The organism is Pseudomonas paraversuta (genome assembly GCF_904067025.1).
Lineage (GTDB): Bacteria > Pseudomonadota > Gammaproteobacteria > Pseudomonadales > Pseudomonadaceae > Aquipseudomonas > Aquipseudomonas paraversuta.
The window spans coordinates 2,045,451-2,062,062 of the sequence record NZ_CAJFDA010000001.1 but is presented as its reverse complement, the minus strand read 5'-3'; the positions used below and the strand labels follow the sequence as shown (position 1 = coordinate 2,062,062).

15 protein-coding genes and 1 tRNA gene are annotated in these 16,612 nt (G+C 60.1%); 8 read left to right on the top strand and 8 right to left on the bottom strand.

From position 1 onward, the window contains the following. The first annotated feature begins 100 nt into the window (after nucleotides 1-100). From JQ848_RS09560 to JQ848_RS09550, 3 genes are all read left to right on the top strand, one after another. Entirely contained in the window at nucleotides 101-793 is a 693-nt protein-coding gene (locus JQ848_RS09560; protein WP_003446305.1) for a 3-oxoacid CoA-transferase subunit A, read from the top strand. A gap of 8 nt (nucleotides 794-801) precedes the next feature. After that, the gene (locus JQ848_RS09555) at nucleotides 802-1,443 is read left to right on the top strand and encodes a 3-oxoacid CoA-transferase subunit B (protein WP_003446304.1); all 642 of its coding nucleotides are present in this window, start codon (nucleotides 802-804) and stop codon (nucleotides 1,441-1,443) included. A 233-nt stretch (nucleotides 1,444-1,676) separates the two neighbouring features. Beyond that, complete coding sequence (locus JQ848_RS09550) at nucleotides 1,677-3,014, top strand: MFS transporter (protein WP_202210534.1); 1,338 nt, start codon at nucleotides 1,677-1,679, stop codon at nucleotides 3,012-3,014. A gap of 226 nt (nucleotides 3,015-3,240) precedes the next feature. Here JQ848_RS09550 and JQ848_RS09545 read toward each other — a convergent pair. The 4 genes from JQ848_RS09545 to gacA all read right to left on the bottom strand — a co-directional run bounded on the left by JQ848_RS09545 (nucleotide 3,241) and on the right by gacA (nucleotide 6,629). Further along, nucleotides 3,241-3,316 (bottom strand) — tRNA-Gly (locus JQ848_RS09545). A gap of 65 nt (nucleotides 3,317-3,381) precedes the next feature. Beyond that, entirely contained in the window at nucleotides 3,382-3,939 is a 558-nt protein-coding gene (gene pgsA / locus JQ848_RS09540) for a CDP-diacylglycerol--glycerol-3-phosphate 3-phosphatidyltransferase (RefSeq protein ID WP_003445025.1), read from the bottom strand. Between the two features lie 225 nt (nucleotides 3,940-4,164). Beyond that, nucleotides 4,165-5,988 (bottom strand): excinuclease ABC subunit UvrC, encoded by a 1,824-nt coding sequence (gene uvrC, locus JQ848_RS09535; RefSeq protein WP_010657433.1) that lies wholly within the window; start codon nucleotides 5,986-5,988, stop codon nucleotides 4,165-4,167. Nucleotides 5,989-5,990: 2 nt separating this feature from the next. Next, complete coding sequence (gacA, locus tag JQ848_RS09530; protein ID WP_003445030.1) at nucleotides 5,991-6,629, bottom strand: response regulator transcription factor GacA; 639 nt, start codon at nucleotides 6,627-6,629, stop codon at nucleotides 5,991-5,993. 721 nt (nucleotides 6,630-7,350) lie between these two features. On the opposite strand from gacA, the gene JQ848_RS09525 reads away from it, so the two are divergent. The 5 genes from JQ848_RS09525 to JQ848_RS09505 all read left to right on the top strand — a co-directional run bounded on the left by JQ848_RS09525 (nucleotide 7,351) and on the right by JQ848_RS09505 (nucleotide 12,195). Beyond that, nucleotides 7,351-8,436 (top strand): 3-deoxy-7-phosphoheptulonate synthase, encoded by a 1,086-nt coding sequence (locus JQ848_RS09525; protein ID WP_235972442.1) that lies wholly within the window; start codon nucleotides 7,351-7,353, stop codon nucleotides 8,434-8,436. A 103-nt stretch (nucleotides 8,437-8,539) separates the two neighbouring features. Beyond that, nucleotides 8,540-8,821 carry a peptidylprolyl isomerase gene (locus JQ848_RS09520; protein WP_003445034.1) on the top strand — a complete coding sequence of 94 codons (282 nt, stop codon included), beginning with the start codon at nucleotides 8,540-8,542 and terminating at the stop codon, nucleotides 8,819-8,821. Between the two features lie 194 nt (nucleotides 8,822-9,015). Continuing rightward, complete coding sequence (gene hbdH / locus JQ848_RS09515; RefSeq protein ID WP_003445036.1) at nucleotides 9,016-9,786, top strand: 3-hydroxybutyrate dehydrogenase; 771 nt, start codon at nucleotides 9,016-9,018, stop codon at nucleotides 9,784-9,786. A 147-nt stretch (nucleotides 9,787-9,933) separates the two neighbouring features. Continuing rightward, complete coding sequence (locus JQ848_RS09510) at nucleotides 9,934-11,040, top strand: enoyl-CoA hydratase/isomerase family protein (RefSeq protein ID WP_003445038.1); 1,107 nt, start codon at nucleotides 9,934-9,936, stop codon at nucleotides 11,038-11,040. A 3-nt stretch (nucleotides 11,041-11,043) separates the two neighbouring features. After that, nucleotides 11,044-12,195: an acyl-CoA dehydrogenase family protein gene (locus tag JQ848_RS09505; RefSeq protein ID WP_127197063.1), complete on the top strand. Its 1,152-nt coding sequence runs from the start codon at nucleotides 11,044-11,046 to the stop codon at nucleotides 12,193-12,195. 510 nt (nucleotides 12,196-12,705) lie between these two features. Here the strand turns inward: JQ848_RS09505 and JQ848_RS09500 are convergent. From JQ848_RS09500 to JQ848_RS09485, 4 genes are read right to left on the bottom strand one after another with little or no spacing between them, the layout of a single operon-like run. Further along, nucleotides 12,706-13,479, bottom strand: coding sequence for an enoyl-CoA hydratase (locus JQ848_RS09500; protein ID WP_003445046.1), 774 nt, complete (start codon nucleotides 13,477-13,479; stop codon nucleotides 12,706-12,708). A gap of 16 nt (nucleotides 13,480-13,495) precedes the next feature. Next, complete coding sequence (locus JQ848_RS09495) at nucleotides 13,496-14,623, bottom strand: acyl-CoA dehydrogenase (protein ID WP_160627447.1); 1,128 nt, start codon at nucleotides 14,621-14,623, stop codon at nucleotides 13,496-13,498. Nucleotides 14,624-14,632: 9 nt separating this feature from the next. Further along, nucleotides 14,633-15,826, bottom strand: coding sequence for an acetyl-CoA C-acyltransferase (locus tag JQ848_RS09490; protein WP_010657430.1), 1,194 nt, complete (start codon nucleotides 15,824-15,826; stop codon nucleotides 14,633-14,635). Between the two features lie 10 nt (nucleotides 15,827-15,836). Then, entirely contained in the window at nucleotides 15,837-16,604 is a 768-nt protein-coding gene (locus JQ848_RS09485; RefSeq protein WP_003445049.1) for an SDR family NAD(P)-dependent oxidoreductase, read from the bottom strand. Between the last annotated feature and the right edge of the window lie 8 nt (nucleotides 16,605-16,612).

The window sequence follows — 16,612 nt, the reverse complement described above, 5'->3', positions numbered from 1 at the left end:
TGAATGTTTGGCACCCTAGGCACATGCTCTGTCGGACCGTGCCCCAGTGGTCGGCCATGCAGATTGATCTGTTCACTCAAACTAAAAACAGGAGCACGCCTTGATCAACAAAACCTTCGAATCCATCGCTGCCGCACTGGATGGAATTGCCGATGGCTCGATCATCATGGTGGGTGGCTTCGGCACTGCCGGCATGCCGTCGGAACTGGTGGACGGGGTCATTGCCTCGGGCGCTCGCGACCTGACCATCATCAGTAACAACGCCGGCAACGGTGAAATCGGCCTGGCCGCACTGCTCAAGGCCGGACGGGTCGCCAAGGTGATTTGCTCGTTCCCGCGCCAGTCCGACTCCTATGTGTTTGACGAGCTGTACCGGGCCGGGAAAGTGCAGCTGGAGGTGGTACCCCAGGGCAACCTGGCCGAACGCATCCGTGCGGCCGGCTCCGGAATCGGTGCGTTCTATTCCCCGACCGGGTACGGCACGTTGTTGGCCGAAGGCAAGGAAACCCGGGTCATCGAGGGCCGCAACTATGTGCTGGAAATGCCACTGCACGCCGATGTCGCGCTGATCAAGGCCGAACAGGGCGACCGCTGGGGCAACCTGACCTACCGCAAAGCCGCGCGTAACTTCGGACCGATCATGGCCATGGCGGCGACCACGGCCATCGCCCAGGTCAACCGGATCGTCGAGCTGGGTGAACTGGACCCCGAGCACATCATCACCCCGGGGATATTTGTCCAGCGTGTGGTCCAGGTGCCATCCGCCCGCTCCCCGATCGCCAACGTCAACTGAGGCCCACCATGACCGTCATGAAAAAACTTTCGCGCAATGAAATGGCCCAGCGCGTGGCCGAGGATATTCTCGAGGGTGCTTATGTAAACCTGGGCATCGGCGTACCGACCCTGGTGGCGAACTACCTGGGTGACAAGGAAGTGTTCCTGCACAGCGAGAACGGCGTGCTGGGCATGGGCCCGAGCCCGGCCCCGGGGGAAGAAGATGATGACCTGATCAACGCCGGCAAGCAGCATGTGACATTGCTCGCCGGTGGCGCCTATTTCCATCACGCCGATTCGTTTTCGATGATGCGCGGCGGCCACATCGACATTGCCGTACTGGGTGCTTTCCAGGTCTCGGTCAAAGGCGATCTGGCCAACTGGCACACGGGCGCCGAGGGTTCGATCCCTGCGGTGGGCGGCGCGATGGACCTGGCCACCGGCGCGCGCCAGGTATTCGTAATGATGGATCACCTGACCAAGACCGGCGAAAGCAAACTGGTGCCGCAGTGTACCTACCCGCTGACGGGCATCGGCTGCGTCAGCCGGATCTATACCGATCTGGCGATTCTGGACGTCACCGCCCAAGGCCTGCTGGTACGTGAAATTCTGGCGGATATCAGCTTCGAAGCCTTGCAGGAACTCAGCGGCGTGCCGTTGCTTCAATAACACCCCAGTCCAACTGCATGGGGTCGCCTGCGGCCTCACTGCCCCTCACCGCCAGCGGATCGGAGCACCGGTCTGCATGGCCGGTCTTTACCGCCCCTGCGCCAGCCATACCTTTGAGGTATTGCACGCCACCCAAATGATATTAGACGCCCACGGCAGCGGCATTTAGCCTCTGCCCCGGCAGGCTGTGCCTGCCCATAACTATAAAAAATCCTGGAACTGCCGGAGCCGCCATGAGCACGCACTATTCCATTCCCGAACTGATCGACAGCCGACCCATCAGCGCCTTTCAATGGCGGGTTTTTGCCCTGTGTTTTTTCGTGGCGATTCTCGACGGTTTCGATACCCAGGCGATTGCCTTCACCGGCCCTTCAATCATTCAGGCGTTCGGGCTGGGGGCTGGTGCGCTGGCACCGATCCTGACCGCCGGGATTGTCGGCATGGTGCTCGGGGCAATGGCTCTGGGGTTAATGGCCGACAAGCTCGGGCGCCGGCCGATCATCATCACTGCAGTCGCACTGTTTGCCATTGCATCCCTGGCGACCGCCTTTGCCCGAACGACGGAACAGATCCTGGTCTTGCGCTTTATTGCAGGCATCGGCATGGGCGGCGCGACCCCCGTGGTGCTATCGCTGGCAGCCGAGTACGGCAGCGCCAGACAGCGTGGCACGATCATGACTACGGTATTGCTGGGGTTGCCTGCCGGGGCCATTCTGGGCGGTTTGCTGGCCGCCTGGATGCTGCCGTCCATTGGCTGGCAAGGCATCTTTGCAGTGGGTGGCATCGTGCCGCTGTTACTGCTGGCGGTACTGATCTTCGCCCTCCCCGAATCCTTGTATTTTTTAACCAGGCGCCAAAGCGTTGTCAGCCGCAACCTGATCGGAAAAATCCTCACAGGCATCACAAATACCCGGATTGACCCGGACAGTACCTACAGTGTTCCGGAACTGGAGGTTAAAACCGGGGTGAGCTCTTTGTTCCGCACCGGGCTGGCCCGCAACACTCTCGGGATATGGACGGTGTACCTGTTCAACTGGATTGCATGGTTCATGCTTCTGTCCTGGCTGCCTACCGTGCTCAAAGCCACCGGCCTGCCGGCAGAGCAGGCGCCCATGGGCACGGTGGCGGTCAATACGGTGTTTGTGGTTTGCGCGATCCCGCTCTCGATCATCCTGCCGAAAATCAATACCCGACTGTTGCTGCTGATCCTGTTCGGATTTGGCATTGCCCTGTGCCTGGGCCTGGCTAACAGTGGCAACCACTGGGCACTGGTATTCACCCTCGCCGGTTGCGCAGGCCTGGGTATTGGCGGTCAGCAAATCGTGTTGAACTACATGGTTGCCCAGGCGTATCCCACCGCATTGCGCGCAACTGCCACCGGCTGGGCCATTGCGCTGGGGCGTGTGGGAGCCATCATCGGCTCTGCGAGCGGCGGCTGGTTTCTCGAACACGGCGGCCCCGCAGGCTATTACAGCGCGCTGGTGGTACCGTTGGTGATTGCCACGGCCGCCCTGCTGATCATTCGCCCCCGGCCCGAAGCCGCCGACTGCCAGCCGCTGGCGGCCCATTGAGACTTGCGCCAGCGAAAGCGGCTCAAAGGGGGGCCTGACCACCCCGCCCCGGCATGAGGGGCTTGCTCGCGCTGGCAGAGTGTCAAAGCCCGATACATCAGCCGGCAAGCCAGCTCCCGAACAGAGTCAGTGCTGGATTTCAGTGGTTTTCGCCGCAACGAAAAAAGGACCCGAAGGTCCTTGTTTCAATCACTTGCAGATCGGTAAAAATCTGCAGTGCAATGTTTGGAGCGGGAAACGAGACTCGAACTCGCGACCCCGACCTTGGCAAGGTCGTGCTCTACCAACTGAGCTATTCCCGCGTCTTGGTGCCGGCATTCTATATGAATCAAAAAATGCGTCAAGCCCTTGATTCAAAAAGTTTTATTTATTTGGTCGAGGTGGTCTTCAAATGCGGCCAGGCAGCCCGCAAATACTGCACCATCGACCACAGGGTAAGCCCCGCAGCGACCAGCAGCAGTGCATAACCCACCACTACCCAGAAGCTGAAATCGGACGGATTGGCCAGCAGGATGATCAACGCCAGCATTTGTGCCGCGGTCTTCCACTTGCCCATGTTGGACACGGCAACTTGTGCCCGCGCGCCCAGCTCTGCCATCCATTCACGGAGCGCAGAGATTACGATTTCACGGCCAATGATCACTGCGGCAGGCAGGGTCAGCCACACGTTGTGATGTTCCTGCACCAGCAAAACCAGGGCTACAGCGACCATCAGCTTGTCGGCAACCGGGTCCAGGAAAGCGCCAAACGGGGTGCTTTGCTCCAGCCGCCGGGCCAGGTATCCGTCGAGCCAGTCCGTCGCCGCCGCAAATGCGAAGACTGAACTGGAGGCCACATAGCTCCAGCTATAGGGGAGATAGAACAACAGAATAAAGAAAGGAATCAGCAGAACGCGTAGTACGGTGATCAAATTAGGGATATTCATCGGCACAACTGGCTACGAGGTGAGGGGGGCAGTCTACTCGGTGTTGCGGTCTGAGAGACAAATTCTAGGAGCATTCCCGGTGCATGTCTAACGGAGTTCCCACACAAGTCGGATAATGTGACAGACCCCAACCATACCAGAATCGGCTGCCCTGCTGAGCAGCCAGTTTAAGCGACAGGGGCAGGTTTGAGGTCTTGTGAAGAGAACCCGGGGGCCAAGGGTTATTTATTCGCTGTGCAGATTCGCATAAATCAGCTCTGCGAGTTTTTTGCTGATCCCCGGCGCCTTGGCGATTTCTTCGATGCTGGCACGGGTCAACTCCTGCAACCCGCCAAAATGCTTCAGCAAGTCGCGACGGCGGGTCGGCCCTACCCCGGCGATGCCTTCCAGGGTTGAGGTGCGCCGGGTTTTGCCACGCCGGGCACGATGCCCGGTAATGGCAAAGCGGTGAGCTTCGTCGCGGATCTGCTGGATCAGATGCAAGGCCGGCGAATCACCTTTGAGCGTGAACTCATGGGCCGCGTCGTTCAGGTAGAGGGTTTCGAAGCCTGCCTTGCGGGTGGTGCCCTTGGCCACACCGAGCAACACCAGGTCCGGGATTGCCAGTTCATTGAGCACATCGCGGGCCATCGACAACTGCCCCTTGCCGCCATCCACCAGCAGAATGTCCGGCAGCTTGCCCTCGCCCTCTTTTAGCCGGCTAAAACGGCGCATCAGTGCCTGATGCATGGCGCCATAGTCATCGCCAGGGGTGACGCCCTCGATGTTGAAACGCCGGTAGTCGGACTTGATCGGACCTTCAGGGCCAAATACCACGCAGGACGCAACCGTTGCTTCGCCACTGGAGTGACTGATGTCATAGCACTCCAGCCGTTGCGGGATCTCATCGAGTTTGAGCACTTGGGCCAGGGCTTCAAAGCGCGCCGCCACATGCAGACGGTTGGCCAGGCGGGCCCCCAGAGCCTGCTCGGCATTGGTCACCGCCAATTGCTGCCAGCGGGCACGGGTGCCGCGCACACGGTAACTGATGGCCAGTTCCCGTCCACGCAGGGCCTCGATGGCATCGATGATTGCGTCGAAACTTTCATGCTCGACGTTAACGATCAATTCGCTCGGCAGATCGCGCTCAGGGCTGCTGATGTAGTACTGCCCGAGGAAGGCGGCCATGACTTCGGCAACGTCCTCCTCGATACCGACCTGGGGGAAGAAGTTCTTGCTGCCCAGCACTCGCCCGCCGCGCACATTGATTAAATGCACACAGGCACCGCCCGGGTTGACGAACGCGGCGATGACATCCACATCGCCGGTGCCGCCCTCCATGCTTTGCTGATCCTGAACCCGGCGCAGCAACGATATCTGGTCACGCACTTCGGCAGCGCGTTCAAAGTCCAGGGTGCTGGCGGCCTGCTCCATCTCGCTGTTCAACTCGTCGGTCAGCGCACTGCTGCGGCCTTCAAGGAACATCACTGAGTGGCGTACATCTTCGGCATACACCTGGGGGTCAACCAGCCCGACGCAAGGCCCCTTGCAGCGCTTGATCTGATACTGCAAGCAAGGACGGGTGCGGTTTTTGAAGTAGCTGTCTTCGCACTGGCGCACCATAAAGGTTTTTTGCAGGATGCTCAGGCTTTCACGAATGGCCCCGGCGCTGGGGTAAGGTCCGAAATACTTGCCCTTCAGTTTTTTGGCGCCGCGATGAATGCTCAGGCGCGGGTACTGGCCGTCCGACAGAAACACGTAGGGATAGGACTTGTCGTCGCGCAACAGGATGTTATACGGCGGCCGCCACTCTTTGATCAGGGTCTGCTCAAGTAGCAGCGCCTCGGTTTCGTTAGCCGTAATGGTGGTTTCAATTTGCGCGATACGCCCCACCAGCGCCGCTGTTTTGGGCGCCAGGCCGGTTTTGCGGAAATAGCTGGCCAAGCGCTTTTTGAGGTTCTTGGCTTTGCCCACGTAAAGCAGTCGCGCATCGCCATCGAACATGCGATACACGCCGGGCCGACCGCTGCAGGTCGAAAGAAACGCACTGGCATCGAACTTGTCAGTCATCGTCAACCAGCGTCTACCATGCCGTGCCGGACAGCCAGCAAGGCCAGTTCCACATCACTTTTGACTGACAGCTTCTCGAATATCCGATAGCGATAGGTGTTGACCGTTTTCGGGGACAGGCAAAGTTTGTCGGAAATCACCTGGACCTTCTGGCAGCCGACAATCATCAGGGCAATCTGGATTTCTCGCTCGGACAAGGCATCGAACGGCGAGTCGCTGGCAGGCTGGAACGACTTGAGCGCCAGCTGCTGAGCCACTTGCGGGCTGATATAGCGCTGGCCGGCGAACACCAGGCGAATGGCCTGGACCATTTCTGCGAGACCGGCACCCTTGGTCATGTACCCGGCAGCCCCAGCCTGTAACAGCCGCGTCGGGAACGGATCCTCTTCGCACACAGTCACTGCAACCACTTTGATGTCAGGGTGGCTGCGCATCATTTTGCGGGTAGCTTCGAGGCCGCCAATACCGGGCATTTTGACATCCATCAAGACCACATCCGGTTTTAGCTCACGCGCCTTGATCAGCGACTCCTCACCGGACTCGGCTTGACCGACCACTTGCAGGCCCTCGATATCGGCCAGCATTCTGGTGATGCCTGTACGCACAAGATCATGGTCATCGACCACTAGAACCCGAATCAAGTCGACACCTCGCAAATTGGTCTTGGTTGATTGCCGACACCTTAGCAAAAAACTCTTAACCCAACCTACCTATCATGAGCCAATGATCCATGGCAAAACTGCAAAGCAAGCGCAAAGCCGTGACCTTGCAGGACACAACCGTGACCGGTTGTGGTTGCCACCCCTTCCCTGCCCCCTGCGCGCGCCCATAGTTTTGCCAGCTCGGGCCCATAGTATTTTTTGATTGAACAGGTCCGGCGGAGTCGAGTAAGCTCCCAGCACTTATCGGAGACAGCACATGTTGCATCACGCCCCCACAGACATTTGTAAGACCACAGGCGAATCTCGCGTGGCCGAATCTGTGTGCGCGAACGCTGCACGATTTTATTTTGGGTATTGGTTTAGCCACTGGCGCGCCTGATACCCACACGGCGCCCACTACTTAGGGGTCGCCTACCAGAGAATTCTCACCCCCGGTCGGCTTCCCGACCGGGGGTTTTGTTTTTTCAGGCCCCGAAAATCATTAATTAAAGGAATCTTCCCCATGAACTACGCCACTTATTACCGCTTCGACCTTTGCACTGCATGGCGATTTATCAGCCGCCGCTCGGGACAGTCAGCCGCCTCCGAACGGACCCACATTGGTGGCACGCATGCACTCACAGCCAGTCTGGCCAATTGTCGAACACCCCAGTAGGGCCGAGCGCGCGGAACAATCCGCCGCCTGCCCAGGACGTACACCATGAACGCATCCATTTCTGCTCTGCCGGTACACCAGTCTCCTGCATCCGTATTGACCCGACGCCTGCCCGGCGCGGCGCAGCTCAAACAGCAGCTGCCCCTCAGCGACACCCTTGGCCGTCAGGTCAGCCAGCAACGCCAGGCCATTCGCGCCATCTTGAACGGTGAAGACTCCCGCTTACTGATAGTGGTCGGCCCCTGCTCCATCCATGACCCGGTCTCTGCTCTGGAATACGCCAGCAACCTTGCCGCTCTGGCCCACGATCTGCGCGACGACATGTTGCTGGTGATGCGTGCCTACATCGAAAAACCTCGCACCACTGTGGGCTGGAAAGGCCTGGCCTACGACCCGCACCTGGATGGCAGTGATGACATGGCCCACGGCCTTACCCTGTCCCGCGAACTGATGCTCGAGATGCTGGGCATGGGCCTGCCAATTGCTAAGGAACTACTGCAACCCATGGCTGCCGGTTACTTCGACGACCTGCTGGGCTGGGTGGCCATTGGCGCACGCACCACCGAGTCGCAAATTCACCGCGAAATGGCCAGCGGCCTCGCGATGCCCGTAGGATTCAAAAACGGCACCGACGGCGGCGTGGCGATTGCCAGCGATGCCATGCGCTCTGCCGCCCATGGCCATCGTCACTTCGGGGTCGACAGCCAGGGCCATCCGGCAATCGTCCAGACCCCGGGCAACCCCGACACCCATCTGGTGCTGCGCGGCGGCCATAGCGGCCCGAACTACGACCGCAGCAGCGTGGCCCGCGCCCGGGCCGGGCTTGAGAAAAATGCCATACCCGCCCGATTGATGGTGGACTGCAGCCATGCCAACAGCAGCAAAAATCCACTGCGCCAGCCCGAGGTGTTCAATGACGTACTTGCCCAGCGCCTGGAAGGCGACCGCTCGCTGATCGGCATGATGCTCGAAAGCCATCTGTTCGAAGGCTGCCAGCCGTTGAGCGCAACCCTGCGTTACGGCGTGTCCGTGACCGACGGTTGCCTGGGCTGGGATGCGACCGAACAACTGCTGCGCCATGCAGCCGGACAACTGCAGGCGCAGCGCCTCTGCGCCAAGGCTAGCGCCTGAGAGAGCCGGGGCGGCAGCAAAAATGCCGCCCCGGGAACTTTTGCCAGGAAAAACCCCACTGAATCCGGTAGGCTCAGCACTTTCTTGAAAGGAGTACTCTCTCATGGCTAAAGCCACTGCCCGTCACATCCTCGTTGCCAGCGAAGACAAGTGCAACGAACTGAAAGCACAAATCGAAGGCGGCGCTGATTTCGCCGAAGTCGCAAAAGCTAACTCCACTTGCCCGTCCAGCCGTCAAGGCGGCGATCTGGGCTCGTTCGGCCCGGGCCAGATGGTCAAGGAATTCGACACTGTCGTATTCAGCGCGCCAATCAACGTGGTGCAAGGCCCGGTTAAAACCCAGTTCGGCTACCACCTGCTGGAAGTCACCAGCCGCCAGGACTGATCCCGGCCCTGCGTGAAAACGGCCCGCCTTTTGGGGCAATGCAGTTCACATAAGTAAACCCTGCGGTTGTAATCGCAGTGGTTTGAATGAACAGCATTGCCGCCTTTGGCGGGCCGTTTCGTATCCGCGATTGCAAGCCTCGTGCTACGTTTCCTCATTCACGAACCCGTCGTGTCTCACCTGAGGAATTGATCATGAGCCTTAAGGGTAAAACTGCCTTGGTTACCGGTTCCACCAGCGGCATAGGCCTGGGCATCGCACAGAGTCTGGCCAGAGCTGGAGCCGACCTGATACTCAACGGTTTTGGCGACGCCAGCAAAGTCGTTGCCGAGATGGAACAGTTCGGCGGCAAGGTTGGCCATCATCCGGCAGATGTCAGTGATCCCGCACAAATCGCCGACATGCTCAGCTACGCCGAACGTGAATTCGGCGGCATCGACATCCTGGTCAATAACGCCGGCATTCAGCATGTCTGCAGCGTTGAAGAATTCCCGGTGGAGCGCTGGGACTCGATCATCGCCATCAACCTGTCTGCGGTCTTCCACAGCACTCGCCTTGCCTTGCCGGGCATGCGCAAACGTGGCTGGGGTCGCATCGTCAATATTGCCTCGGTGCATGGGCTGGTGGGCTCGGTCGGCAAAGCTGCTTATGTGGCCGCCAAACATGGGGTCATCGGCCTGACCAAAGTCGTGGGCCTTGAAACTGCCACCAGCAACATCACCTGCAACGCAATTTGCCCTGGCTGGGTATTGACCCCGCTGGTCCAGAAGCAGATTGACCAGCGTATCAGCCAGGGTATCGACCCCTACCAGGCGCAGCACGATCTGCTGGCCGAGAAACAACCCTCACTGGAGTTCGTCACCCCGCCGCAACTGGGTGAACTGGTGCTGTTCCTGTGCAGCGAAGCCGGCAGTCAGGTGCGCGGTGCGGCATGGAATGTCGACGGTGGCTGGCTGGCGCAGTAAGCCTGCGCATTGCTGCACACCCGACATGCAAAAATGCACACCAACCCTGCACTTATCAGGGTTGTACAGTGCAAATTTGCACTGTTAGCATCGACTATCGTTCGCCCGCGAACACACCTAATAACAAGACAAAGCAGGGAGTTTGTGATGACTGCTCAGGTTTCATCCTCACCGACACAGGATGTCGAGCCGACTCAAAGCACGGTCCTGGCCCAGGTGCGCAACCAGATTGGCCACCTGACCCTGAACCGCCCCGCCGGCCTCAACGCAATCGACCTGGAAATGGTGCGCAGCCTGCAACATCAGCTTGATGCCTGGGCCCAGGACTCAAGGATCAAGGCAGTCGTGCTGCGCGGAGCAGGCGAAAAAGCCTTCTGTGCCGGCGGCGACATTCGCTCGCTGTATGACAGTTACAAGAGCGGTGGCACCCTGCACAAAACCTTTTTCGAAGAAGAGTACGCCCTCGACCTGACCCTGCATCACTACCCCAAACCGGTGCTCGCGCTGATGGACGGCTACGTTCTGGGTGGCGGCATGGGACTGGCTCAGGGCGCCGACCTGCGGCTGGTGACAGAGCGCAGCCGACTGGCAATGCCCGAAGTTTCGATCGGTTATTTTCCGGACGTGGGCGGCAGTTATTTCCTGACCCGAACCCCGGGCCAGCTGGGCACCTACCTGGGGGTCAGCGGCGTGCACATCCGCGCCGCTGACGCGCTGTATTGCGGCCTTGCAGACTGCTACACCGAAAGTGCCCGACTGCCTGAACTGGATCAAAGCCTCGACACCCTGCAATGGCAGCAAAACCCCCTTGAAGACCTCAAGGCGCTACTGGCCACTTTCGCCGTGCCCAACTTGCCTGAGGCACCGCTGGCCAAATTCCGCCCCTTGATTGATCAGGTTTTCGCCCTCGACAGCGTGCCCGCCATCGTCGCCGCACTGCGCGCGACAACAGCTGCCGAAAGCCGCGAGTGGGCGCTTGAAACCGCCGACCTGCTGCAGACACGCTCGCCTTTAGGCATGGCTGTGACCCTGCAAATGCTGCGCCACGGCCGCGAACTCAAGCTGGAACAGTGCTTCGCCCTTGAACTGCATCTTGACCGTCAGTGGTTTGATCGCGGCGACCTGATCGAAGGCGTGCGAGCGCTGATTATCGACAAAGACAAAACCCCGCACTGGAACCCGGCCACCCTCGACGAGCTTGATCCGGCCCATGTCGCCAGCTTCTTCACCCACTTCAAACAGCACGGAGTCTGAGCCATGCAAGACCTCGAACTGACTGAAGAGCAGGTCATGATCCGCGACATGGCTCGCGACTTTGCCCGCCGCGAAATCGCCCCCCATGCCCAGGCCTGGGAAAAGGCCGGCTGGATCGACGACGCACTGGTGTCGAAAATGGGCGAGTTGGGCCTGCTGGGCATGGTGGTGCCCGAAGAGTGGGGCGGTACCTATGTCGATTACGTGGCCTACGCCCTGGCCGTGGAAGAGATTTCCGCCGGCGATGGCGCCACCGGCGCACTGATGAGTATCCATAACTCGGTCGGCTGCGGCCCCATCCTCAAATATGGCAGCCAGGCACAGAAAGAAACCTGGCTGGCGGACCTGGCAAGCGGCCAGGCCATTGGCTGTTTTTGCCTGACCGAACCCCAGGCCGGATCGGAAGCGCACAACCTGCGCACCCGCGCCGAGTTGCGTGACGGTCAGTGGGTGATCAACGGCGCCAAGCAGTTCGTCAGCAATGGCAAGCGCGCCAAGCTGGCGATTGTGTTTGCTGTGACTGATCCGCAGTTGGGCAAAAAAGGCCTTTCGGCATTTCTGGTGCCCACCGACACCCCGGGTTTTATCGTTGACCGCACCGAACACAAAATGGGCATTCGCGCCTCGGACACCTGCGCTGTCACCCTGAGCAACTGTACGGTCCCTGAAGCCAGCTTGCTGGGTGAGCGCGGCAAAGGCCTGGCGATTGCCCTGTCCAACCTTGAAGGCGGCCGCATAGGGATTGCCGCTCAAGCCCTGGGGATCGCCCGTGCCGCTTTTGAGGCGGCGCTGGGGTATGCCCGTGACCGGGTGCAGTTCGACAAAGCGATCATCGAGCACCAGAGTGTGGCCAACATGCTGGCGGACATGCAAACCCGGCTCAATGCAGCACGGTTGCTGATCCTGCATGCAGCCCGACTGCGCAGCGCGGGCAAACCGTGCTTGTCGGAAGCCTCGCAAGCCAAGCTGTTTGCCTCGGAAATAGCTGAGTTTGTGTGTTCCAAAGCCATACAGATCCATGGCGGCTATGGCTACCTTGAAGATTATCCGGTGGAGCGTTACTACCGCGACGCTCGAATCACCCAGATCTATGAAGGATCGAGTGAAATCCAACGCATGGTGATTGCCCGGGAGCTGAAGAACTATCTGATCTGACAACAAACCTGCAGGAGCGAGCTTGCTCGCGAGCCTCTAGAGCTCGCGAGCAAGCTCGCTCCTACAGAGGTTTGGTGCTTGCCGCGGCGCGCCAGTTAGCCGGACGCACTCAGAGCATGGTGATTGCCCGGGGGCTGAAGAAACGTCTGATTTGACAACAAACCTGTAGGAGCGAGCTTGCTCGCGAGCCTCTAAAGCTCGCGAGCAAGCTCGCTCCTACAGAGGATTGGTGCTTGCCGCGGCGTGCCAGTCAGCCGGATTCACTCAGCGCATGGTGATTGCCCGGGGGCTGAAGAAATGTCTGATCTGACAAAAAATCTGTAGGAGCGAGCTTGCTCGCGAGCCTCTAGAGCTCGCGAGGCAAGCTCGCTCCTACAGAGGTTTGGTGCTTGCCGCGGCGTGCCAATCAGCCGGATTCACTCAGCGCATGGTGATTGCCCGGGACCTGAAGAAATGTCTGATTTGACAACAAACCTGTAGGAGCGAGCTTGCTCGCTCCTACAGGTGGGGTTACTGATTTTTGAACTGTGCTGCGCGCTTGCCTACGAATGCGGCCATGCCTTCTTTCTGGTCCTGGGTCGCGAACAGGGAGTGGAATACCCGGCGCTCAAAGCGCACGCCTTCCGTCAAGCTGACTTCAAACGCGCGATTGACGCTTTCCTTGGTCAGCATCAGCACCGGCAACGATTTGCTGGCAATGGTCGCGGCGACTTTCAAGGCTTCTTCCAGCAACTCATCAACCGGTACCACACGGGAGACCAACCCTGAACGCTCGGCTTCTTCAGCGCCCATGAAGCGACCGCTGAGGCACATGTCCATCGCCTTGGCCTTACCCACTGCGCGGGTCAGGCGCTGGGTTCCACCCATACCCGGCAGCACCCCGAGATTGATTTCCGGCTGGCCGAATTTGGCGTTATCGCCAGCCAGGATAAAGTCGCACATCATCGCCAGTTCGCAGCCGCCGCCCAAGGCAAAACCAGCCACCGCGGCAATGATCGGCTTGCGCCGGGTAGCCACTCGGTCACTGTCGCAAAACAGGTCTTCCAGATAGATTTGCGGGTAAGTCAGGTCGGCCATTTCCTTGATATCTGCGCCCGCAGCAAAGGATTTTTTCGAACCGGTGATAACGATGCAGCCAATGCTGTTGTCGGCTTCCAGCTGGTCCAGTGCATGGTTCACTTCACTGATCAGTTGCGCATTCAGGGCGTTCAGCGCCTGCGGCCGGTTCAGGGTGATCAGGCCAACATGGTCGTGGATGTCCAGCAGAATGGTTTCGTAGCTCATCGATCAAGTCCTCAATTCAAAGATTGCGCGCAATAACCATGCGCTGGATATCGCTGGTGCCTTCGTAGATCTGGCATACCCGCACATCGCGATAGATTCGCTCCAGCGGGAAGTCGTTCAGGTAGCCATAACCGCCCAGGGTTTGCAACGCCCGGGAACAGACGCGCTCGGCCATTTCCGAGGCGAACAGCTTGGCCTGGGAGGCCTCGACCAGCGCCGATTGCCCGCTGTCCCGCAGGGCAGCGGCGTAGCGCACCATTTGCCGGGCGACGGCGATTTCGGTGGACATGTCGGCCAGGCGAAACGCTACCGCCTGATGCTCAATCAGCGGCTGACCGAACGTCACGCGCTCGCGGGCATAATCACGGGCGGCCTCAAAGGCTGCGCGAGCCATGCCCACCGCCTGTGAGGCAATGCCGATACGACCGCCTTCCAGGTTGCCCAGGGCAATCTTGTAGCCCTGCCCTTCTTCGCCCAGGCGGTTGGCGAGCGGAATTTTCAGGTCAGTAAACAGGATCTGGCAGGTGTCCGAGGCATGCTGCCCCAGCTTGTCTTCAACCCGCGCCACGCTGTAGCCCGGCGAATCAGTGGGCACGATAAAGGCCGTAATCCCGCGCTTGCCCGCCGCAGGATCGGTGACGGCAAACACTATCACCACGCCGGCATTTTGCCCCGAGGTGATGAACTGCTTGCAGCCATTGAGCACGTAGTAATCGCCTTCGCGGCGAGCCCGGGTTTTCAGGTCGCTGGCATCAGAGCCAGCTTGTGGCTCGGTCAGGGCAAAGGCCCCTAGCATTGCACCACTGGCCAGCGGGATGAGGAACTCGCGTTTCTGCTGCTCGGTGCCGTATTTGAGGATAGGCACACACCCCACCGAGTTGTGCACGCTCATGATGGTCGAACAGGAACCATCGCCAGCGGCAATTTCTTCAAGGGCCATGGCGTAAGCCTGGTAGCCGGTGTCACAGCCGCCCCACTCTTCGGGCACCAGCATGCCGAAAAAACCCAGCCCGGCCATCTCGTTGATGGCTTCGCGCGGGAAGCGATGCTGCTTGTCCCACTCGGCTGCAAAGGGCTTCAAACGCTCTTGGGCAAACTGCTGCGCCGCGTCGCGAATCTGTAATTGTTCTGATGTGGCAAGCATACGAGTTCCTTAATCCAGACATTCCACGGCAATTGCCGTGGCTTCACCGCCGCCGATGCAGATCGCTGCTACGCCGCGCTTGAGCTTGTGCTGGCGCAAGGCCGAAATCAGAGTCACCAGAATCCGCGCGCCCGAGGCGCCAATCGGATGGCCCAGGGCACAGGCGCCACCGTAGACATTGACCTTGCTGTGGGGGATAGCCAGCTCGTCCATGGTGACCAGACTGACCACCGCAAAAGCTTCGTTGATTTCGAACAGGTCGACTGTATCCAGGGTCCAGCCGGTCTTGCTCATCAGCCGCTTGATCGCCCCCACAGGCGCCGTCGGAAATAGCCCGGGCTCATCGGCAAAGGCCGCATGGCCGTGGATGACCGCCAATGGTTTGAGGCCGCGCTTTTGCGCTTGCGAGCTGCGCATCAACACCAGGGCCGCCGCGCCGTCGGAAATCGAACTGGAGTTGGCTGCCGTCACCGTTCCGCCTTCGCGAAAAGCCGGTTTGAGGCTCGGGATTTTTGCCAGATTGGCTTTGGGCGGCTGCTCGTCATCACTGATCAGGTGCTGCTCTTTGCCAACAGTCACCTGCACCGGCACGATCTCGGCGCTGAAGCTGCCGTCCTTGATCGCTTGCTGGGCACGGGTCAGCGAAGCCACGGCAAAGGCGTCCTGGGCTTCACGGGTGAAGCCGTGGGCCTGGGCACAATCTTCGGCAAAAGTGCCCATCAGACGTCCTCGCTCGTAAGCGTCTTCCAGGCCGTCGAGGAACATGTGGTCCAGTACCCGGCCATGCCCCATGCGGTAACCGCTGCGGGCACGGTCGAGCAAATAGGGGGCGTTGGACATGCTTTCCATGCCCCCGGCCACCACCACATCGACACTGCCGGCCAGCAGCCGGTCGTGGGCCAAAATGGCGGCCTCCATACCCGAGCCGCACATCTTGTTGAGGGTGGTGCAGCGCGTCCCCTTGTCCAGCCCTGCCCCCAGGGCGGCTTGTCGGGCAGGGGCCTGACCGAGACCGGCCGACAGTACGCAACCGAACAGCACTTCTTCCACGCCATCGGGTGCTACGCCGGCGCGCTCGACCGCGGCACGTATGGCAGCAGCGCCCAGTTGCGGTGCAGTCAGGCCTTTGAAGTCGCCCTGAAAACCACCCATGGGCGTACGCGCCACACTCACAATCACTACCGGATCATTGGCAATTGTCATTTCATACCTCTTATTTGGCGGCCATGCGCAAGGCACCGTCGAGACGGATCACCTCGCCATTGAGCATGCTGTTTTCAATGATGTGCCGCACCAGCGCAGCGTACTCGGCAGGTTTGCCCAGGCGCGCAGGGAACGGCACGCCGGCGGCCAGCGATTCACGCACCTGCGGGGTCATGCCTGCCATCATCGGCGTTTCAAAAATGCCCGGGGCGATGGTCATCACCCGAATCCCGAAACGCGCCAATTCACGCGCCGCAGGCAGGGTCAGACTGGCGATTGCACCTTTGGAAGCGGCATAGGCCGCCTGGCCGATCTGACCGTCAAAGGCGGCAGCCGAGGCAGTATTGATGATCACCCCGCGCTCACCCTCTGCATCGGCAGTGGCTTGCGCAATCGCCTCGGCGGCCAGGCGCAGCATGTTGAAGCTGCCGATCAAGTTGACGTTGATCACCTGGCTGAAGCTTTCAAGGGCATGGGGACCATTTTTGCCGAGGATTTTTTCGCCGCGCACGATCCCCGCGCAATTGACCAGCCCGTTGACGGCGCCGAAGGCCGCTAGCGTGGCCTCAACGGCCGCCTGCGCCGCGCCTTCCTGGCTGATATCCGCTACCGCGCTTCGGGCCTGGCTGCCAAGCCTGGTGGCTTGTGCGGCCACGGCGTCGGCGTTCATGTCCACCAGCATGACCCTGGCGCCGGCCTGGACCAGCATCTCGGCCGTTGCAGCCCCCAGTCCCGAGGCACCGCCGGTGACGATAAAAACCTTGTTCTCGATTTGCATGATATGTC